Annotated in this window: 17 protein-coding genes and 2 tRNA genes; 7 read left to right on the forward strand and 12 right to left on the reverse strand. The window is 70.2% G+C overall.

All coding sequences use genetic code 11. The features are described 5' to 3' along the window. Positions 1 to 115: 115 nt before the first annotated feature. The 9 genes from JQN83_RS13170 to JQN83_RS13210 all read right to left on the reverse strand — a co-directional run bounded on the left by JQN83_RS13170 (position 116) and on the right by JQN83_RS13210 (position 10,823). On the reverse strand, positions 116 to 781 hold the full coding sequence (locus tag JQN83_RS13170) for a M23 family metallopeptidase (protein WP_372444022.1): 666 nt from the start codon (positions 779 to 781) through the stop codon (positions 116 to 118). A gap of 2 nt (positions 782 to 783) precedes the next feature. After that, positions 784 to 1,593 carry a replication-relaxation family protein gene (locus JQN83_RS13175; protein ID WP_208567396.1) on the reverse strand — a complete coding sequence of 270 codons (810 nt, stop codon included), beginning with the start codon at positions 1,591 to 1,593 and terminating at the stop codon, positions 784 to 786. A 62-nt stretch (positions 1,594 to 1,655) separates the two neighbouring features. Then, the gene (locus tag JQN83_RS13180) at positions 1,656 to 3,239 is read right to left on the reverse strand and encodes a type IV secretory system conjugative DNA transfer family protein (protein WP_208567397.1); all 1,584 of its coding nucleotides are present in this window, start codon (positions 3,237 to 3,239) and stop codon (positions 1,656 to 1,658) included. After that, a complete protein-coding gene (locus JQN83_RS13185; RefSeq protein WP_208567398.1) occupies positions 3,236 to 4,489 on the reverse strand; it encodes a hypothetical protein in 1,254 nt (417 codons plus the stop codon). Before JQN83_RS13185 ends, JQN83_RS13180 begins: the two co-directional genes overlap by 4 nt. Before the next feature lie 77 nt (positions 4,490 to 4,566). Next, complete coding sequence (locus JQN83_RS13190) at positions 4,567 to 6,366, reverse strand: VirB4 family type IV secretion system protein (protein WP_208567399.1); 1,800 nt, start codon at positions 6,364 to 6,366, stop codon at positions 4,567 to 4,569. Next, on the reverse strand, positions 6,363 to 7,289 hold the full coding sequence (locus JQN83_RS13195) for a PrgI family protein (protein WP_208567400.1): 927 nt from the start codon (positions 7,287 to 7,289) through the stop codon (positions 6,363 to 6,365). Before JQN83_RS13195 ends, JQN83_RS13190 begins: the two co-directional genes overlap by 4 nt. After that, on the reverse strand, positions 7,289 to 9,082 hold the full coding sequence (locus JQN83_RS13200) for a hypothetical protein (protein ID WP_307799225.1): 1,794 nt from the start codon (positions 9,080 to 9,082) through the stop codon (positions 7,289 to 7,291). The genes JQN83_RS13195 and JQN83_RS13200 overlap by 1 nt, the downstream gene beginning before the upstream one ends. A gap of 209 nt (positions 9,083 to 9,291) precedes the next feature. After that, complete coding sequence (locus tag JQN83_RS13205; protein WP_208567401.1) at positions 9,292 to 9,714, reverse strand: pilin; 423 nt, start codon at positions 9,712 to 9,714, stop codon at positions 9,292 to 9,294. 287 nt (positions 9,715 to 10,001) lie between these two features. Continuing rightward, positions 10,002 to 10,823, reverse strand: a complete 822-nt coding sequence (locus JQN83_RS13210; protein ID WP_208567402.1) for a hypothetical protein — start codon at positions 10,821 to 10,823, stop codon at positions 10,002 to 10,004. Positions 10,824 to 11,527: 704 nt separating this feature from the next. Between JQN83_RS13210 and JQN83_RS13215 the strand changes: the two genes are divergently transcribed. From JQN83_RS13215 to JQN83_RS13235, 5 genes are all read left to right on the forward strand, one after another. Beyond that, positions 11,528 to 13,021 carry a hypothetical protein gene (locus tag JQN83_RS13215; RefSeq protein ID WP_208567403.1) on the forward strand — a complete coding sequence of 498 codons (1,494 nt, stop codon included), beginning with the start codon at positions 11,528 to 11,530 and terminating at the stop codon, positions 13,019 to 13,021. Positions 13,022 to 13,350: 329 nt separating this feature from the next. Beyond that, positions 13,351 to 14,067 (forward strand): hypothetical protein, encoded by a 717-nt coding sequence (locus tag JQN83_RS13220; protein WP_208567404.1) that lies wholly within the window; start codon positions 13,351 to 13,353, stop codon positions 14,065 to 14,067. Beyond that, on the forward strand, positions 14,060 to 15,304 hold the full coding sequence (locus JQN83_RS13225) for a TRM11 family SAM-dependent methyltransferase (protein WP_208567405.1): 1,245 nt from the start codon (positions 14,060 to 14,062) through the stop codon (positions 15,302 to 15,304). Before JQN83_RS13220 ends, JQN83_RS13225 begins: the two co-directional genes overlap by 8 nt. Further along, a complete protein-coding gene (locus JQN83_RS13230; protein ID WP_208567406.1) occupies positions 15,301 to 15,507 on the forward strand; it encodes a helix-turn-helix transcriptional regulator in 207 nt (68 codons plus the stop codon). The genes JQN83_RS13225 and JQN83_RS13230 overlap by 4 nt, the downstream gene beginning before the upstream one ends. Before the next feature lie 3 nt (positions 15,508 to 15,510). Further along, complete coding sequence (locus JQN83_RS13235) at positions 15,511 to 16,728, forward strand: tyrosine-type recombinase/integrase (RefSeq protein ID WP_208567407.1); 1,218 nt, start codon at positions 15,511 to 15,513, stop codon at positions 16,726 to 16,728. Between the two features lie 143 nt (positions 16,729 to 16,871). On the opposite strand, the gene JQN83_RS13240 is transcribed toward JQN83_RS13235, so the two are convergent. After that, a tRNA-Lys gene (locus JQN83_RS13240) sits at positions 16,872 to 16,947 on the reverse strand. A 187-nt stretch (positions 16,948 to 17,134) separates the two neighbouring features. On the opposite strand from JQN83_RS13240, the gene JQN83_RS13245 reads away from it, so the two are divergent. Both JQN83_RS13245 and JQN83_RS13250 read left to right on the forward strand, forming a co-directional pair. Beyond that, complete coding sequence (locus JQN83_RS13245; RefSeq protein ID WP_208567408.1) at positions 17,135 to 18,409, forward strand: L,D-transpeptidase; 1,275 nt, start codon at positions 17,135 to 17,137, stop codon at positions 18,407 to 18,409. A 172-nt stretch (positions 18,410 to 18,581) separates the two neighbouring features. Continuing rightward, positions 18,582 to 19,877 (forward strand): L,D-transpeptidase, encoded by a 1,296-nt coding sequence (locus JQN83_RS13250; protein ID WP_208567409.1) that lies wholly within the window; start codon positions 18,582 to 18,584, stop codon positions 19,875 to 19,877. A 197-nt stretch (positions 19,878 to 20,074) separates the two neighbouring features. On the opposite strand, the gene JQN83_RS13255 is transcribed toward JQN83_RS13250, so the two are convergent. Together JQN83_RS13255 and orn are read right to left on the reverse strand one after the other, a co-directional pair. Next, positions 20,075 to 20,147, reverse strand: a tRNA-His gene (locus JQN83_RS13255). A 99-nt stretch (positions 20,148 to 20,246) separates the two neighbouring features. Next, a complete protein-coding gene (gene orn / locus JQN83_RS13260) occupies positions 20,247 to 20,837 on the reverse strand; it encodes an oligoribonuclease (RefSeq protein WP_091251653.1) in 591 nt (196 codons plus the stop codon). Positions 20,838 to 20,865: the final 28 nt, after the last annotated feature.

Here is a 20,865-nt window from a genome sequence, read left to right on the forward strand (position 1 = left end):
CGGGGCGGCAACCTCCCCACTGTCGACAACACTCCCCGTACCCGTGGCCGGGATGCGCGGCGGACGGCGGCCGTCGTGGCCACTTTCGCATGGTGCGGAAAATCACTTCACCGATTTACAGGGACACCCCTTTGCGTCGCATAAACGGAATGGGGTCAACAGCGTTGTCCTCGGTGGCGGGATAACCCTCGTGGGCCTCGTAATGCAGGTGAGGGCCGGAGGAGTTTCCGGAGCTGCCGACGTGGCCGATAGGCTGTCCCGCCGTCACCGGCTCGCCTACCGTCACGGTCGGCTGTCGGATCAGGTGGCAGTAGCGCGTCACCACGTCGCCCGGATGGCGGATCTCCGCGTACCAGCCGCACCCACCGAGGCCGGGGTATCCGTCGCTGTCGCACGGCATCGGCCCGCCGGTGGGTTCCCACGAGTCACCGCCGACGTTGCAGCGCACCCGCACGACGACCCCGCCCGACGCTGCCCGGACAACCGTCCCTCTCGCCGCCATGATGTCGACCCCGTCGTGGCCGGGCCGGTCACCGGTGCGGAAGCCGGAGCCCGCCTCCCCCACCACCGGGCGGGTCCACCCGCCGACGGACACCTCCGCGCAGACACGCGACGGCGTACCGGCTGTTGTCGCCCGCGTCTCGTGTGCGGCGTCCGCGTCCGGGTGCACCGCCCCGACGCAACCACCCCCACCCCCGCCGCCGAACGCTGACGAGACGACTCCGGCGGTAGCGGCGGCGACCAGCAGCAATGCCCCGGCAAGTCCCACCGCGATCGCCACGGCTACCCGTCCCACGGCACACCGTCGGTGATCGGTGCGGGCAGTTCGGCCAGGCTCACCCGGTCCCGGTGACCCACCACCCGCCAGACCGGCCCCGCCGGGCCCCGGGGGTCGGCGGTGGCGGTGGCGGTGGCGACGGTCACCCCGTCAGGTAGCCCGACCCGGCGCAGGTGGTCGTGCAGGTTGGCCTCGCGGGCGGCGGTTGGCAGCCAGAACAGCACCGGATACGCGCGGCGGGGCGGCAGTGCGGCGTAGCGGCCCAGCTTGCCCACGACCCGGCTCAGGGTCTCTGTGCCGAGGTCGACCTCGGCCCAGAACGGCACCGCCCGCCCGTTGTCGGCCCACACGCCGTGTCCGTCCGGGCGTACCAGGTTGCCGCACGCCTCCCGGCAACGTGCCTCGTTCCACCACCGCACCAACCGCGCGCCGGGGTATGCGCGGGCGTGGGCGGTGAGCGCGACGAAGAACCCGTTCACCGTGAGCAGGTGCGCCAGGGTCGGGGACATGGCGAGTCGGGCGGTGGCGTCGCGTACAGCGGCGGGACGGGGCAGCAGTGCGCCTCGTCCGGCGGCGAGCAGGGCCGCGCCGACCGGGCCGAGGGTCCACCTCCACGCTTGTGAGCCGGGCCGCTGGTAGTGGCGGAACCGGTCGAGGATGTCTCGATCGTGGAGGGTGTTGAGGCGGTTGCGGGCTCGGCCGACGGAGCCGAACGCGAGGTCGACGAGTTGGTCGGTGGTGAAGGTTCGGTGCTGGTCGAGCAGGTCGAGCAGGAGCCGGTCTCGGGGGGTGAGCCGGCCGAGTTCGGCGGCCACGACGGACGCCGTCAGGCGGGAGCTGCCGGTGGCTGACGTGCGGGTGGGAGGGATATCTCTTATCAGTCGGTTCCGGTCCACCAGTCCTCCTCACCGCCGTCGACGTGCCCGTACGACGTGTTCATGGGGGCGTGTTCACCCGGCTGGTCACGGTCGTTGGAATGCTCGTTTGATCGCTCGTTGGAGGTCTCGTTAGACCACTCGGGGTCGACGAACGTGTTGTGGCCGACCAGGTCGGTGACGGCGGGGTCGGCGGGCCCGGGTGGCTCGACGCGGGCGCAGGAGGTGGCGGCTTCGCCGAGCAGGCGCCGCCGCTCGGCGACGGTGAGGCCGGTGTGGTCGCGGGCGGCACGGCGTAACGCGTGCGCGCGGCCGGGTTGCGCCGGTGGTGGCGGCTCGGTGTCGACGGTGACCGGTGGAAGGACCCGGCCGCCGGCGACCGGTCGCAGGACGACCTCGTAGCCGCCGAGGCGGATCAGGTCGCCGTCGTCGAGGTACGGGCGCAGGTGGCGGGCCTGGTCGATGGCGTCGCGGGGGGCCAGGGCGAAGTACACCTTGTTGCGGGCGTTGGCGTCGATCGCGGCCACCATGTCCGCCGACAGCTGCCCGAGGTACTGGTGGGCCAGGACGAACGAGGTGTGCAGGCCGCGGGCCTCGGCGAGGGCGTCATCGATGCCGATGGGCAGGTGCAGGAAGTTGTGGCACTCGTCGAGCACGATCATGGCGTCCGGGCGGTCGTCTTCGGGTATGCGGGCGCGGGCGGTGGTGGCCTGCCACAGCCCGGCAAGGAGAAGGGAGCCGACCAGTCGGGTGCCGTCCTCACCGAGGATGCCCTTGGGTAGCCGGGCCAGCAGGACACCACCGTCGAGGATGTCGGCGAAGGAGAACGTGGTCGCCGGTACGCCGAACAGGCTGTTCGCCATCGGGTGCGCCATCACCAGCCGCAGCCGGGACAGCAGCGGGGCCACGAGACCGGAGCGTTGTGCGGCGGGCAGGTCGTTGAACCCTTCCCAGAACTCGCCGAGGGTGTTGCCCTCCCACGCGTTCAACCTGCTGACGACCGCGTTTACCCGGTCGGTCCGCCACGAGGCGTCCGAGAGCAGCCTGGGTAGGTGGGCGAGAGTGGCGTCGTCGAAGTGGGCGAGGGTGAGCAGGCCGTGGTAGCAGATGTCGGCGGTGCGGTGCCCCCACCACCGCGACCACACCTTCGCCATCACCGCCGTCAGGTTCGCGGCCACGTCATGGGCGCTACCGCCGTGCACGCTCGGGTCGAGCAGGTTGATCGCCGGTGGCGCAGCCCGTTCGTCGGGGTCGATGAGCACCAGGCGGTCACCACACGACGCGGGTAGCCGGGCAAGCAGGTCACGGATCAGGTCACCCTTGGCCGGGTCGAACGCGGCCACGCCGCGCCCGGCGTCGACATCGTCGAGGATCATCCGCATCAGCAGGGTCGTCTTGCCGGTGCCGGTCGGGCCGAGGGCGTGCACGTGGTAGCGGCAGTCGGTCAGAGAGATCCCGACCCGCATCGCGGGCCCGGCGTTGGCGACACCGATGACCTTGCCGCCCAGGCCGTGCCGCTGCTCGCGCGGCACCAGATGCAGCCGGCGGGAATCGGGCGGGGTGCCCTCCTTACGAGTCGTGGTCATGGGCTGCTCCAGACGGTGGGTGCGTCGGCGGCGGTCGTCTCCGACGGTGTGGTGTCGGGGCTGGCCGTGGCGTGGCCGGTGGTGCGGAAGACCTCGCGGGTGGCGGCCCGGCGGCGGGATGCCGCGCCGGGCAGGCCGTAGGCGGTGGGTTCGGCGGGCAGTCCGGCGAGCGCGGCGGCGTCGCCGACGCCGGCCAGGCTCATCCGGGACGCCGGCACCCACCGGTCGACAACGGCACGGGTGCCGCGCCGGAGCCGACGGCGCGTGAAGTGGGGCGACAGCAGCCCGAAGCCGGAACTGACATCGGCAGCAGCAGCCGACGCGGCAGCCCGGGTCGGGCCGACCGCAACCGTCTGCACGGCCACCAGCAGATGCGGCGCGTCAGTGAACTTCACCCGCGCCTGCCGCGCCAACTCCGCCGCGTACGGGTCCAGCCGACCGGTGGGGTGCCGACGGATGCCGGGACCAGGAGTGATCAGGTCGAGCGTCGCCTGGAGGACGGCGCGGACGACGCCTCGGGGGTGGCGGGCACGGTGCGGGTGGGTCATCGCCCGGCGGAGCTGCCGCATCCGGTGGGCCGGTGCCCGACCGAGGTGGACCTGCAGCAGCGCGCCGCCGGTGCGCCCGGCGGAAACCAACCCGCCGTAGACGGCGCGCAGCCGATCGTCCTCCGGGGCGGCGACGTCCATCCCCCGCCGGGACGCCGGGGTGGTGTCCTCGACCAGCGGCAGCCACTCCGGTCGGGTGGGCCGCACCGCGACCGCGGCCACCGCACCCACCGTCGGCACCGCCGGAGGCGCGCATTGGGCGGCGCGGACGCCGGGCCAGCCTCGGTGCAGCAGCCGCACCACCGCGGTGGGGTTGACCCCCGGCGGGAGCCACAGCCCGCAGCGCAGCCCGTCCGGGTCAGCGGCAACCTCCCACACGATCCGGGCTGGCCGCCACGCCCACCGGCGCGGGGCGGGTAACACGGTGGCGAGCAGTCGCCACAGGCCGACCGTCGCGGCCGGAGTCGCGGTCACCGGCGGGGTGATCTCCAACCACCGCGCCCGCGCGGCATGCCGACGCCAGACCTGCCGCCGGCACACCGCCCATCCCACCCGCACGGCGGCGAGCATGGTCAGGGCGGCGAGGAGCAGCGGCCACCGTTCCCGCGCCAGGTGCCATCCGGTGTCGGCGGCATCGGTGCCCCAGGAGCCACACCACAGCTCACCGACGAACGACCCGGGCACCCCCTCACGGCCGGGCACGCACCCACCGGGAGGAGCCGGCACCGACACACGCAGAACGACGGCGGACATCATGGACACCTCCGTGCGAGAAGGGCTCACCTGCAGGTCGACGACGGGCGGGGGCCGGCGACCGGGCCTGTGAGGATCAGCTCGTGTTCGGTGGCCGAGGCGTGGCTGTGGAACGCCACCCGCGCCGACCCGGCCGACAGGAGCGCATCCCCCCGTTGGCAGGACAGCAGGAACGCCCGTTCACCGTCGGTGAGCCCGAACGCCTCGGTCACGGCGTCGATGGCCTGCGGTGCCTGCCGCAGCAGGATCTGCGTGGCGGCGTTGGAGACGACAGCCCGGCCGGTGGTGGTGGCGAGCACGTCGGCGGCGTCCTGGGTGACGACGGTCAGGCCGGTGCCGTACTTGCGGGCGGACTTGGCCAGGGTCTGCAGGAAACGGCCGCCACGGCCGCCGGACAACAGCTTCCACGCCTCGTCGACCAGCACCATCCGCAGCACGTCCGGGCGACCGCCACGAGAGGTGGCCCCCCGTACGGTGCGCCAGATCGTGTCCAGGGTCAGCAGCGTGCCGACCGGGTGTAGCTGCTCGGGCAGGTCCTTGAGGGCGAACACCACCAGGTAACCCTCGGGGGCGGTGGTGGTCGGCCCGTCGAACAGGCCCTTCATGCTGCCCACCACGTACGGGTGCAGGCGGGCGGCGACCCGCCGGCCCGCCTCATCGGTGTCGCCCAGGGCTGCCATCACCTCCCGCAGCAGCGGTGCGGGACGTCTCCAGGTCTGCGGATCGGTAGTGATGCCCTTGGCCCGGTAAGCGGCCAGCACCGCCACGTCGAGGGAGCGGGCCTCGTCGCCGGGCAACGGCGCGTCGACAGCGGTGTCGCCGCTGGCCATGACCGCGACAAGGGTCTGCAGGAACCGTGCCCGATCGTGCAGGGCATCGTCGTCACCGGCCGGCAGGTCCAAAGGGTTGATGGTCACGCCAGCCGCGCCGAGGCGGACGACCGTCCCGCCGACCGCATCAGCCAGCCGCAGGTACTCATCCTCAGGGTCGATGACGAACGCCTCCACCCCGAGGCACAGATTGCGCAGCAGGTCGAGCTTGGCCAGGTACGACTTGCCTTCCCCGGAGCGGGCCAGGATTACGGCGTTGTAGTTGGACTGCGCCCACCGGTCCCACACGACCACCCCGGCCGAGTGCAGGTTCAACCCGAACAGCACCCCCATGCCGGTGTCCCCTGCGGTGTCGGGCAGGTCGGGGCTGGTGAACGGAAACGCTGCGGCGAGGGCATCGGTGTCGAAGACCCGCTTCATCTCCAGCGCGTCATACGCGAGGGGGAGGCCGCTGATCCAGCCCTGCAACTGCCGCCACGTGACCGGCGCGGTGTGTAGCAGCAGCGACGAGGCGAGGGACCGCACCTCCGACACCCGGTCGGCGAGATCGTCCGGGCTGGTGCCGTGGACGGTCAGGTACAGGCCGAGACGGAACAGGCGGGCCTCACCTCGGGCGACCCGGGTAGCCAACTCGGCGGCGTCAGCTGCGGCGGCATCGAGTTCGGGATCGTCGAGTCGCCCCTTGGCGGCATCCTGGCGGCGGGAGGACTCGAACCGGCCCCGCTGCTTACGCAGCCGCTCGGAGGCCACCACCGGCGGGACGGGCTCGATGTGGAAGGTGACGTCGACCAGGCCTGGATAGGACAACAACGGCTCAGCCCAGCCGGGGCCGACCTCGGCCGGGTAGCCGACGACGGCGAGGGTCGCCAGGTAGCCGTCCCCCACCCGCACGTGGCGTCCGTCGACATCGACGGCGTCCGGCGAGCCGGGCAGGACCGTGGCCGACGTGGGCGTGGCACGCCGCCGCGCCGGCAGCAGCGCGGAGAACAGGCTCACCGGTCGTCACCTCCGTCAGATGGGGCGTAGGGGATGTGGGTCGGGGCGGTGGGGTCGAGGCTGGCCGCGAGCCGCGCCACGGTGGCCCGACCATCGAGCACGCGGGCGGGGACCTCGCAGCCGCCCAACGCGCGGACCGTCTCGGCCGCCTGGTGCGCGGCGTAGTGCGCGCCTCGCCGGCTGCGCACCGCCACGGTGATCTGCCGGTGCAGCAACTCCCGCTGCCCGGCCAGGTCGGCGAGGAACGCCACGTGCGCGCAGGCGGCCTCCTCCAACGCGGGATGCGGCAGCCCCGGGGCAGCGGTGAGGAACCGGTCGGCGAGGTAGGTCAGGTCGACCCGCTGCGCCCGGACACCGATCTGCACCGGGCTGTCGAGGCTGTGCAGCCACCGGGCGAACCCGGCCACCAGACCGTTCTGCTCGGCGGGGGTACGCAGCCCGAACGCCACCGTCGACGCGGCCACCAGGCCGGTGGTGCCGTCCGCCCCGAGATCGATCAACCCGTCGCCGGTAACGCCTCTCGCGGGTAGGCGCAGCGGCGCGGGCAGCGGTATCCGGTCCCCTGGGCCGCGTGTGGTGGTCACCCATGCCGGGGTGGGGATGATCGGCCGGTCTGTCGGCACGAGGCGACGTGGGCCGTGGCGGTGCCGCAGCGCGGCGAGGACCCAGGCATCGAGGCTGAGGCCGTCACGGCGGCCGACCGCGAGGAGGAACGCCGCAGCGGCGACAGGCACCGCCCCGGCGAGGAACACCAGCGGATGCACCACGGTGGCCGCCGCCGTCCACACCCCGTAGAGCAGCAGGCCCGTGACCGCCAGGATCACCAGCTGCCGTCCGGACAGGCCGAACGCGATCCGGTCCGGCCGGTCGATGTCTGCGGGCACCCGAGCCCGCATCGGCGCCTCCTCGTCGCGGCGACTCATCACTGATCACTCCTCGGGGGCGAGGACCGACGTCGCGCCGGGGCGGACGGACGGGCCGGCGGCGGGGACGACTCGCTGCGGACGGCACCCGTACCCGCCGCTGTCGCACCGCCCGCCGGGGACGGTCGTGACGGGGTGGGGACCGCTGTGTCGCGCCCGTCCGGGGACGGTGTTGCGGACGGGGCTGGTGGACGGCGTCGGCGCGGGCCGGCGGACGAGGCTCGCCGGGCGGTGGACGGGGCGGCCGGACTGGCGGCGGCCGAGCCGCTTGGGGTGACGCGTCGCGCCGCCGTGGGCCGTGTCCGAGGGGTCGAGGCTCGTGGGCTGGTGGCCGCCGGGTCGGCGGAGAACACCGGTGTGACGGGGCCAGGTGGCCGGCGCGGCGCAGTCTGCGGCGTGGGTGCTGACGAGAACGTCACCACCGGTGCCGGCCTGTCGGCTGCTGTCCGCGCGGTGGTGGCCGTGGCGTCGCTGAACGCGACTCGGGCCGGTGGGAGGGCCGGGGACGGCGGACTCGACTGGGGCGATGCCGGGTGGGAGAACCGCACCGGCGGGACAACGCCGGACGGCGCGGCCATCGGGGTCGACGGGTCCGCCGGGTGGCTGAAGGTGGGGGCGGCGTTCGTCCCAGCAGGTGCGGGCAGCGGCGTGTGCGGGACCGGGGCATGGCTGAAGGCGGCCGGCCCTGCTGGGGACGGCGGACGGGGAGTCGGCCTCGAACGGGATGGGCGCGGCGGACGGGGCGGACGAGAGCCACCGGGTGATGGACGGCTCCCGAGCGGACGAGGAGGCGTCCGTCCGGCGGCCGGTGACGATGGTGCCGTCCGTCCCAGGATGCCGGCCGCCGCACCCAACGTCTTGGTCATCACGAAGGCGCGGACGATCTGCCCGAGCAGCCCTCGGCCGTTGCTCTGTCCGAGCGGACCGAGAACGAACTGCCGCGTCCAGCCCGGCAGCTTGATCAGCAGCCACAACATGGTCAGGCAGACCACGACACCGAGGAGCCCGTTGCCGGTGGAGGGGACGCCCAGCACGGTCGGGCCGGCGGGGGTGAGGAACACCTTGACGGTGGCCATCACGACGACGGCCTGGGCGAGCTGCAGACCCAGGCAGGCCAGGAATGCGCGCCACCACAGCTGAGCCAGGCCTTCTGTCAGCGGGCTGGCGTGGCAGATCAGCGCGGCCGGGGCGATCCCGAGCAGGATGACCAACGCGGCCAGCCTGAGCACGAACGTGAACTCCAGCAGGAGGCACATCACGACCACCGCGATGACCAGCAGCACCATCAGGAACCCCTGGCCCCGTAGCGCGTCGTCGGTGATCTGCCGGATCGCGGTCGCGGCAGCCGGGCCGTCGACGCTGTTGCCCGCGAGGGCCACGGTCAGCGCATTGGTCGCCTCGATGGCCTTCTGGCCGATAATCATGCTGCTGTTGGCCAGCACCGCGCCGACGGCGATGCGGGGCAGGACCTGCTTGAGGCCATGCCGGGTCTGCAGCGTCTCCCGGGTCGTGACCAGAAACCCGTTGGCCACGACGAACAAGACGAAGACACCGTTGGCGGCGATGAGGCTGGTCGTCCAGAACGCCTTGACGTGCTCGTTGGCGGTGAGATCCGGGGTAGACAGCCACGAGTTGCCCAGCGCCTCCAGCACCGGCTGGAGGGCCTGCTCCGCCGCCCACACCACCAGGTCCACCACAGCGGTACGGACCTGGCCTCCGATGTCGTACCACGCCGGATCGTCGTCGTACGACGGCCGCCCGAGAGCCGGGCCGGGCGTGGGCGCCGGCGTCACGGACGGAGCCGGTGCCGCTCCCGGCGGGCGGACGCCGGGATCAGGCACATCAGTCGTCGGTGGTGCGGCAGGCATCGCCGGAGGTGGGGTCGGCTCGGCGTGTGCCGGCCCGGCCCCAGCAACGGCCAAGCCGGCGAGGAGCACCACACCGAGCAGCAGCACCACCGCCGGATGCCTCGTTCGGCGTAGGGGATCGGTGACGGTAGCCATCAGGCCACCCACCTACCGACGATGGTCACGAACAGCGGTGCCAACAACGCAAGGCCGTAACCGATCGCGGCGGACCGCATCGCCAACTTCGCCTTCTCGATCTCGCCGGGATCACCATTCGCGGCCAGGTACCGCAGACCACCGACGGTGAGGAACAGGCTGGCGACGGAGACCAGGATCCCGACGAGCCAGACACGAATGTTGTTGGCGACCTGCTGAATCGACTCGACGGCCAGCACCGGACCGGGCTCCGCCGCGTACGCCGCGTGGGGAGTGAAGATCAGAGCCACCGTCACCGCGGCGGCCCCGCACAGCATCAGCGCACCCACCGTCCGGGGGCGCTGGGCGATCGAGCGGCCGTGTGGGCCGGCCCCGAGGCGGCGGATCGCCGCCTCGGGGCGCAGGGAAGGGACATTCCTCATGGCTGGGCACCTCCGGAGCGCACGCCTGAGCAGCCCTCATCGGGGCGTAGGCGCGAGTGGGCTTGGCGAAGACGCGGGACACCGGGCGGTGCGCTCATCGGTGACCTGTGGTGCCGACCGGCGCGGCCGTCCTCCTCACAGGAAGCGACGGGTGGGCATGGGACCGTGCGGGTGTCAGCGCCGTCAGCGGTCCGGTCGGAAACAAGGTCACCTACGCGGAAGAGTCCCGCACCAGGGGATTACACATCCGAGCCTCGGATTGGAAATCCGCAGCTCAGGGCGGGTACTTACGGGCGCTTACGGGCCGTCGGCGGGTCGAGCGTGACCGTCGACGTGGCCTCGGTGATCACCTCGGCGTACGGGTCAGACAACGCGCCGGATTCGATCGCGGCCCTGAGCCGGGCGACGGCGGCAGACCGCCGCTTGTAGAGGTTCCAGCGGGGCTCGCCGGTACGTTCGGCGTAGGCGGTGAGGCTGACGTCCTCCAGGTACGTCGCACCAATCAGCTCGGCATCGTCGGCGCTGATCACCCCGGCGGCAACCGCGCGAGCCAGAACGACATCCGGATGCCCGTACACGGCCGGCGACGACACCGCACCCGGGGCATGGCTCAGCGTCCCGGACGAGGCCGGCTCCAGACCTCGCAGCTCGGCGCGGGCCTTGGAGAACGCCGCGGACAGCAGGTTCCCGACCACGCCCGGCCTGTCCAGGTCGACCGTGCCGAGCACGCGAAGGAAGTGCTCGACGATGGCGGCCTGCACATCACCGGTGAACAGCTTGGCCAGCAGGTACGCCTTGAACCGCAGGCCCGGCAACGCGACGCCCACCGCACCGACACGCCACGACGGGTCTCCGCTACGGGCGTGCTGCACCAGCAGCCGCCACACGGCGTCTCGGGCGGCGTAGCCGCAGGACGGGTGCATCAGGATCGCCGACAGCTCCGGCAGGGCGATGGTCCGGCGGGGCAGGCCCAGGCCGAGGCTGCGGCCATCGACCGACAGCGGACTCGGCCCCTGCCCCATCAGCCGGAACCGGTACTCGATGTCGTTGAGCAGCGTCTCGCCACGGCGCCCGGCAGCCGAGCCGGTGGCGGGCATACGACGGTCCATGATGGTGCTCCCTCGTGGTGACCATGTGCCGCTCGGCGGGAGTGCCGATCGGCGCTGTGCCACCACGCCACCAGGGCCTTTGCACAGATCATGAACACTGCTGATCTTGTTCTAGGCGTCTCGACGCGTGTTCAACCCCGAACCTCGCCGTCACTCGTCAACGCACTGCGGCATGAACCGAGGACATCGCGCTCCACGGTGCGCAATGCGCGGCCAGGCCGTTCACGGGCCACAGTGCCAGCCACACCTACGAAAAGGCTGCGCCCCTTGAACACCCGGCGGCCATGACCCAGCCATGGCATCGCGGAGGAAGGCGGCTAGACCTCCTACCGTGCCCATGACGATTCTGTTCAAGGCCGGGATGGTAAGCGGGGGTCCAACGGCATCGAAGCAAGATGATCTTGTTCAATCCATCGAGAATCTTGTGCAGGCGGGTGGCGCCGGATGACATACCTTCACCGAGTTCGGCCAACATCCGATGGCCGCCCCTCCGACGGCGGCGGTGACCGAAGTGGGCGACGTTACCCAACACTCAGAGGTCGAACATCACGCCCGCGCGACGGCGGAGCTGAAGATTCATGCATATCGGGCATATGTGGTGCGCGTCCACCAACTGTCGGGAAGGCGTCAGGTGACAATCGGCGCAAATCTGCGGGCATGCCGATACCATGCCCTCGCCGATAGCGAGTCATGAGGAGCATTCCGTGCTGCGACGAACGGCTAAGAAAGTGCGGATCGGCCGTGCGGTCGCATTCGTTGCGGTTGCTGCGCTCGCCGCGTACTTTTCGCTGGTCGGACTGGACAGGGCAGACAAGTTGGCCAGCGCCATCAGCGTACTGGTCGCTATCACCGCACTCGGAGCACCTTATCTTCTCCCAGTTGGACCGCCACCCTCGACACCAGACTCTAGTGCAAGCAGTGCGCCGCCAGGACCGGTCAACATCTCTTATTCACAAGGTGTACAGGTAAACCAGGCCTCGGGCAACGTCCAGCACAACAGTTGGCCGTTCATTAGCCTCGTGCTAAACCCTAAGGTCATGATCTTCGCGGTAGTTGCGATGATCGCCATCGTGATTGCGGTCCTTTACGTGAAGCCATGGGCGGCCACCGCAGACGTGCGCCTCGTTGAATATAGTGTGGCTTCGCCGGCCGCCGTCGATGGTACCAGCTTCGAGGTCGGGAGCATGGGTGACGGGCCCGTGAAGCGCACCGATCGTGGCGCACTCGAGGTATCGGCCACGCCGATCGACATCACCGTCAAGAACAATGGAAGCGCTTCCGCTGTCATCGTGGAAGCGGCGGTGGAGGTAGTGTTCGCAGAGCACTTGGAGGATTGCGCCCAGACCGGCGGCCCGCTCCAGGTCGAAGCGAACTACGACGTGGCCCTGCCACAGGATCCGCCAGCACGCCCCTTTACGGTGCGGCATGGTATGCGATTCGAGGTGGAACCACACCGGTCTGAGCGCTTCACGCTGACGATCGGCCCACGCGAACAGGGCATCGAGTCCTGGGACGCGCGGCTCTACGTTGCTAACGTTTCACTCAAGCTGGATGACGCGGATCATCCGCTCAAAGTGGGCCGGGCAGCATGGGTAGCTCAGTCAGGCGACGGGTACGATAACCTCAACGCAGGCCTCGGCCGCGACGAACCGTGCCTCAGAAGAAACGCCTCCGTGCTGGCGCAATTTGGTCGCCTCGACGCCAAGCGTTCCGAGGAAGCCGCGATACTGGTTGAACGATGGGCACACCTGACAACTCAGGACGGCTCCGTTCACAAACCGACCTGTCAAACCGAGCAGCCTTACCAGCCAGAACGACAGGTCTACGGTTACTGCGCGATCTATACTAAGAGCCTCCTGTTCGTCGACGTCTCCATCACCAGCTCCGGAGAGGCGCCCGAGACAGATCTGCTGCTTCGAATGATCAGCGCCGACGGCGTGGTCCGTCACAGTGTGCGCTGCCGTGTCACCGACCGTGCGACAGCCCGCGACGTCCCTCTAGCCGCAGGAGATGCGAAAGGCGTGGGCGTCGAGCCGTGCAGCGACAAGGACCAGAACGGCGTGACGCTTTACGCATACCCCGAACAGGGGCTTGGCGAGGATGAAATGTTCATCAGCGTGGAGGCCATCGCCGCAGACACACGCACGCTTCCTGATACGAACGCCGCGCCAACTACACTAGTGAAGCGCAGCGGGTAATCGGCAGGCTGGCGTACAAGGCCACAGGCCGCATCGCTGGCGCCGCACGACTCATCCCAGCCGCGTACGTTTACTGTAATTCCGCGATCCGGCGCGAGCGCGACCACCCAGCAGTGACGGATTGTGGTCGGCAGGACGGCCCGCCGTGCGGCGTGGAAGGTGCTCGACAAGGTCGTCGCTTCTTCTGGAACGTCGACCCCTGGGCGCTTCGGCCGTACCTGCTTGTGCATCTGGACCCGTACGCCGACGGAGAGCCTGGTTTCCAATCCGAGGTCCGGATTTGTAATCCCTTGGTGTCAGCGCTCGTCGGCGGACGTGGCCCACACGCCATGCCGAAGCCCAGTTCCACCGCTCCCGGTGACCGGCAGCAGCCGGTACCGGTCGGGTTGCTCCTCCCCCACACCCGCAAAGGGCGAACGCACAGCCCGGAAGTGCCGGACTGGCACGGACTATCCCCGAACCATCTCGCCTACCTCATCCGCCGGTACACCGACGCCGGAGATGTAGTCCTCGACCTCGACGCGCACCCCGCCGCCCTGGCCGCGACCACCTACCTGCACCGGATACCAGCCCAACTACTCACCGACCCCTGCGGTCTGCCCATGTGGCCTTCACCTTCCGCAGGTCCGAACTCTGGCGTTCCTCACCCGGCCGATCGGGGTGTCGACCTGATCCTGGCGGTGCTACCCCGGACGACCGAGGGGCCCTCCCCCGACGACCCGACCACAGCGATGAGCACCTGGCGGCCACTGCTGCGCCCCGGCGGGTTCCTGATCGCCGGACTCACCACCACGCCACCCCCACCCGGCGGGTTCAGCTACCGCGCGACGGTCATCGCCGCCGCACGCGCCGCCGGCCTCTTCTACCACCAGCACTTCCCCGCCGTCCTCGTCCCGCTACCCGAGCACGAACCGCGCACCGACCCGGAACGCCCCGACGAAGGCGACGGCCGACGGCGGCTGCTCGCCGGTCGGCACCTTCCGACGTTTCGGGATCTGGTCGTGTTCGGGACCACCGCCACCGGTGAGGAGAACGCCCATGCCTGAGCCCTACCCGTCGCAACGGGCCACCGGGCTGCACAACTCCAAACCGCCGTACCCTGACGGGCCCGATCTGGCGGCCCTACTCGCCGAGGGCTACCTCGGCACGGTCTGGCTCACCGGCCAGCACCCGTCCCGCGACCTACGACGCGGCCGATACACCCCCGAGTCACTGACCCACCCCGGCAAGATGCTGCCCACCATCGCCCGGTACGCCATCCGCACCTACACCAACCCCGGCGACCTGGTCCTCGACCCCATGGCCGGCATCGGCACCACCGTCATCGAAGCCATGCACCTCGACCGCCACGGCGTCGGTGTCGAGTACGAAGCCGAGTGGGTCGCCAAGGCAGCCGACAACATCCGCCACGCCCTCCAAGGCGGCGCACCGGGTCGGGGCGAGATCTACCACGGAGACTCCACCGCCCTACCGGCCCTGCTGCCGGCCAGCCTGCATGGACGGGTGTCCCTGGTGATCACCTCACCGCCCTACGGGCCGTCCACCCACGGCCACGTCCGCACACCAGGCCCAAGACGCGGACAGGTCCGCAAAATCAACCACAGGTACGGCAGCAGCGACAATCTCGCCTACCGCACCCCCGGCCAACTCGCCGACGGGTTCACCGCGATCCTCGCCGGCTGCCGCCAACTCCTGCGGCCCGGCGGACACGTCATCGTCACCGCCCGCCCCTACCGCCGCCATGGCGAACTCATCGACATCCCCGGGATGGTGGTCGCCGCCGGAATCAACGCCGGCCTCGAACTGGTCGAGGAGTGCATCGCCCTCATCTGCGGCGTCCGCGATGGCCGGATCATCCCCCGCGCATCGTTCTTTCAGCAGAAGAACATCCGCGACGCCATCGTCACCGGCGACCCGCAGTGGCTCGTCCAACACGAAGACGTGGCAGTCCTCCGCGCCCCACTGAACTCCGCCCCACACGACGCCGGGAGCTGGCCAGTCGGCACCACGGCGCACGCTAACCAGCTTGATGACTTCACCCAGCAACGCGTGGATCGACGTGCACAGGCGGTGCCCCTGGGAAACGCCAATCCCGGCGGCAGCGCCATCGATCCCCGGCCCCACCCCGGCCGGAACGATGAAAGGACACCAGATCCGTGCCCGCCCCATCTGCATCCCACGCCAGGGGACGTACGACGCGCCCCTACCGACCGCCGGTGGTCCGACGATCCCCCCAGGCCACACCCCCTGCCCGGCTCACCCACCACGACGAGTCCGCAGTGAACACCCCGGCCGCCGAGTGGCGACCCGACCCCCTCCTGACCATCGATGACGTCGCGACCTGGCTGGGCAAGCCGAAGAACACCCTCTACGCCTGGCACAGCCGAGGCAAAGGACCACGCGCCATCCGCGTCGGCAACACCCTGCGCTACCGACGCAGCGAGGTCGAACGCTGGCTCGACGCCCACACCGACCCGGAGCGCTGACCCATGGCCCGACCTCCGCTGCCCATCGGTACCTGGGGCAACATCCGCACCGAAAAGCTCGGCCCCAGCCGGTACTGCGCCCGAACCCGGTACCGCGACCACGACGGCAAGACCCGCGACGTCGAGGCCACCGACACCACCGGCCCGGCCGCCATTCGCGCGCTGAAGATCAAGTTACGCGACCGTGTTGCCCCCAACGACGACGAGATCACCCGGGAGACGCACGTCAGCACGCTCGCTGCTCGGTGGCTGGAAGAGATCACCGCAGAGGAGCGAGTCTCGCCGCAGAGCATCAGTAGGTACGAGATCAGCGTGCGGGTCTCCATCGTGCCCGCCCTGGGTGACCTACGGATTCGGGAGGCCAGCGCGGGCCGCATCGACAAGTTTCTGCGCAAGATCGCCGAGGATCGCCCCTCAGCCGCCAAGAGCGCGAAGGTGGTCCTCGGCCAGATGTTGGCCCTGGCCGTACGTCGCGGCGCGCTCACCACCAACCCCATCCGCGACACCAGCCGCCTACGCAAGCCACGCAAGACCGTCGTCGCCCTCGAACGGGAACAACTCGACGATGTCCGCGCGGCGATCCGGAGGTGGCAACAGCCGACCCCCGGCAAGTCAGGCCCTCGCCCGACCAGCGACCTGGCCGACATCGTTGACCTCATGCTCGCCACCGGTGCCCGCATCGGCGAGATCCTGGCGCTGCGGTGGGAAGACCTGGATCTCGCCGTCGAACACCCCGTCCTGACGATCTGCGGCACCATCATCTACGTCAAAGGCCAGGGCTTCTTCCGCCAGGAGTGGACGAAGACCGACGCGGGCTTCCGGTCAGTGGTCCTGCCCCGCTTCGCGGTCGGAATGCTGATGGCCCGCAAGCTCGACGCCGCCGACAACCCCTACGACGCGATCTTCGCCTCCCGACGCGGTACCTGGCTATCACCACCGAACGTCCGCCGGCAGTGGCGTGCAGCCCGCGCCGACACCGGCCTCGAATGGGTCACCCCGCACACCTTCCGCAAGACCGTCGCCACCCTGATCGACAGGGAGGCCAACACCGACAGCGCCGCCGCCCAGCTCGGGCATGGAAGCAACGAGATCACCAAGAAGCACTACATCGTCAAGGCCGCCCTCGCCCCGGACAGCTCCGCCATCCTCGAACAGCTCGGCGGAAGGCCAACGTCAGGCGATCCGGAGAACCCCGGCCCTGGCCCGCAGCCGACCGCGTAGACGGGCAGCGTCCGGCAGTACCACCCGCCCCGTCGAATGTGATCGCCCCAGGGCGTTACTGAGGGGTTTACGGGGGGCGGTTCAAAACTACATAGATAAACATCAAGGCCCTGTCCAGCTATACGCTGGTCAGGGCCTTTTTGTGGTGCGCCGCCAGGGACTCGAACCCCGAACCCGCGGATTAAGAGTCCGCTGCTCTGCCAGTTGAGCTAGCGGCGCTCGTTGGCAACGGAGAGAACACTAGCACGGGCCATGAGCGGGGTTCCAATCCGATACCCGGCTCCACTCTTCGGGCGAGCTTAACGGGCAAAAGGCTTCAGATCCCCCCGCCGGGGAGCTTCCGGCATCGAGCTGGTGGCCGACATGGGGCACGATGTCCGCCAGGTACGCGAGAACAGAGGTGGGGATGGGCAGGTTCACGCGGGGCGGGGCGATGGCGGGCGCTCTCGTCCTGGCGGCGTCGCTGGCTCTTGCCGGCTGCGGCGGCGACCAGAAGAAGGAAGCCGAGTTCGTCGGCGGCACCGGGGCTTCGCCCAGCGCCGAGGCGGTGACCCCGGCGCAGTCCGGCGGGGCGTCGCCGTCGGCACCGGTGGCGGACGGCCTGGCGGTCAGTCCGGCCGACGGGGCGAAGGGCAGACCGGTCAGCACCGAGATCAGCGCCGACCTCCCGGGCGGCGGGAAGGTCTCCTCGGTCACCCTGACGACGGGTGACGGCAAGCAGGTCGGCGGGAAGCTGCGGCTGGACGGCAGTTCCTGGGTGCCGTCGTCGGCACTGAAGTACGGCACGAAGTACAAGGCCACGGTGATCGGCACCGGTGCCGACGGCCAGCCCCGGCAGGGGGTGAGCACGTTCACCACGATGGCCAAGCCGAGCTCGATGATCGGCTCCGGCCTCTACCTCTTCGACGACCGGACCTACGGCGTGGCCATGCCGGTGGTGGCCGAGTTCAGTCCGGGCATTCCGCAGAAGGACCGGGCAGCCGTCCAGAAGCGGATGTTCGTCAAGACCGATCCGCCGCAGCCGGGTGCCTGGCACTGGGTGTCCAGTGGCACCCAGGCGTACTACCGGGGGCCGGAGTACTGGCAGCCGGGGACGACGCTGAGCGTCCGGATCGCGCTGGCCGGGATTCCGCTGAGCAACGGCCGGTACGGCAACGTGGACCGGTCGGCGACCGCCAAGATCGGGCGGGCCTTCGAGATGAAGGTGGACAACGCCACCAAGCAGATGGAGGTGTTCCAGGGCGGCCAGTTGATCAAGACGTTGCCGGTCAGCCTGGGCAAGAAGAGCACCCCCTCCTCCAGCGGCACCATGGTGGTGATGGAGAAGAAGGAGAAGACCGTCTTCGACACGATGGACGAGCCGGACCCGGCCAACCAGTACCGCACCGAGATCGATTTCGCCCAGCGGCTGACCTGGGGCGGCGAGTACATCCACGCGGCACCGTGGTCCGAGGGGGTGCAGGGTCGGCGCAACGTCTCGCACGGCTGCGTCAACGTGTCGATGGCGATGGGCAAGTGGCTCTTCTCCCAGACGAAGGTGGGCGACCCGATCACGGTCAAGGGCACCCCACGCAAGCTCGAAGCGGGCAACGGGTGGACGGCGTGGAGCCTGACCTGGGCGGAGTTCGTCAAGGGCAGCGCGCTGCCGGTTCCACAGGGCGGCTCGGGTCCGCTGGTCTGACCTCCGCTCCGGGTCGACGCAGGTCGCCGACCCGGAGCGGCACGGGCCGGTGACCCGTCGTCATCGCACCCCGCTCGGCGGCGTGTTTCAGTTCACCCTTCGCAACCGACGGGCGTGCCGCCGCGTCTGTGAGGGACGATGGGACATCGGGGACCACGACTGTGAGGGAATCATGCGAGTTGTCCAGGACCACCTGACCGGGCGTACCGGTCGCCGCCGGGTGCTCGCGGCGGGGGTCCTCGCCGCGGCGCTGGCCCTCACCTCCGCCTGCACCGGCTCGGGCGGCGACAAGCCGTCGAGCTGGCAGGGCGGCGGCGAGGAGGCCGCGCCGAAGGCCAGCGCGACGATCACCGAACCGAAGGCCGACGCCACCGACGTCCCGGCCTCCACCGGCATCGTCTTCACCGCCAAGGATGCCAAGGACACCACCGTCGCGCTCACCGACGCCGCCGGCAAGGCCGTCGAGGGCAAGCTCGCCGCGGACGGCGCGAGCTGGCTCCCCGACGGCACCCTGGAGTACGGGGAGAAGTACACCGTCACGGTGACGGCGACCGGTGAGGACGGCAAGCCGGCGACGGCCACCAGTGCCTTCACGGTGATGGCCAAGCCGGACAAGCAGGTGCGGGTCACCAGCTTCCTCGGTGACAACCAGGTGGTCGGCGTGGCCATGCCGCTGATCGTGAAGTTCGGTCGGGCCGTGCCGGAGGACTACCGCGACGACGTGCAGCGCCGGATGACGGTCACCAGCACCCCGGCCCAGGAGGGCGTCTGGCACTGGGTCAGCCCCACCGAGGTCCGCTACCGGCCCAAGGAGTTCTGGCAGTCGGGCACCACGGTGTCGTACCAGGTGCGGGCCGGCGGGCTGCCGATGGGCGGCGGCTGGTACGGCCGGTCCGACCTGACGGTGGACGTCAAGGTCGGCCCGTCGGTGGTGATGCAGGTCGACAACAAGACCAAGCGGATGACCGTCACCAAGGACGGCAAGGTCGTCAAGACGATCCCGGTCAGCCTGGGCAAGAAGAGCACCCCGTCGTCCAGCGGGACGATGGTGGTGATCGAGAAGCTCCGCAAGACGGTCTTCGACACGATGGAGGAGCTGGGCCCGGAGGAGGGCTACCGCACCAAGATCGACTATGCCCAGCGGCTCACCTGGGGTGGCGAGTTCATCCACGCCGCCCCCTGGTCGGAGGGTCAGCAGGGCACCACGAACGTGTCGCACGGCTGCGTCAACGTGTCGATGAAGGACGGTGCCTGGCTGTTCGCCAACACCAAGATCGGTGACCCGATCACGGTCAAGGGCACCGAACGCAAGCTCCAGAACGGCAACGGCTGGACCGACTGGAACATGAGCTGGGACCAGTACGTCAAGGGCAGCGCCCTGCCGTACGACCCGGACGCCGGGCAGCCGGACACCGACGCCTCCCCCGACGGGACCACCGCCACGCCGAGCGCCGAGCCGACGCCCTGACCGACCGCAGCCGGCCAGCCGGGTCCTGACCGACCGGCACGCGCCGATCTTCCACGACCGGCCCCCGTCATCAGGCGGGGGCCGGTCCGCGTGCGGGGTGTACTGCCCGCCGGGCCAGCCCCTGGCCGCCCCCTGGAACGACTCAGGCCCCCTCGATTGAGGGGGCCTGAGCTGCGGTGGAGCGGATCCACCAACCGGGTGACTGATGGGAATTGAACCCACGACAACCGGGACCACAACCCGGTGCTCTGCCAACTGAGCTACAGCCACCATGCCGTCCGCGCCGGTTTCCCGGGCGGGTGCGGACTAATAATAGCCACACCCGGGCGGGGGCCGTCCAGCGGGTTCCGCCGGCCGGCCGGCACCGGCCTAGAGCTGTGCCGCGATCGCCTTCGCCGTCTCGACGTCCGGGCCGGGTAGCGGCACGAACAGGGTGCGCCGGTAGTACTCCAACTCCCGGATGCTCTCCTGGATGTCGGCCAGGGCCCGGTGCGCCAGCCCCTTGCGCGGCTGGCCGAAGTACACCCGGGGGTACCAGCGCCGGCACAGTTCCTTGATCGACGACACGTCGATCATGCGGTAGTGCAGGTGGGCGTCGAGCCGGGTCATGTCCCGGGCGATGAAGCCCCGGTCGGTGGCGATCGAGTTGCCGCACAGCGGCGCGGTACGCGGGTCCTTCACGTGGCTGGTGACGTACTCCAGGACCAGGTCCTCAGCCTCGGCGAGGGTGACGGTGGAGCGGCGCACCTCCTCGGTGAGACCCGATTTGGCGTGCATGGTGCGGACGACCTCCGGCATCGCCTCCAGGGCCGCCTCGTCGGCGTGGATGACCACGTCCACACCCTCACCCAGCACGTTGAGGTCGGGGTCGGTGACCAGTGCGGCCACCTCGATCAGCTTGTCGCTACCGAGGTCGAGCCCGGTCATCTCACAGTCGATCCAGACGAGAAGGTCAGCCACCGGGACAGACTACGCGCAGCCCAGGTGC

Origin of the sequence: Micromonospora antibiotica, from assembly GCF_017599305.1 — a bacterium.
In the GTDB taxonomy this organism is placed as follows: domain Bacteria; phylum Actinomycetota; class Actinomycetes; order Mycobacteriales; family Micromonosporaceae; genus Micromonospora; species Micromonospora antibiotica.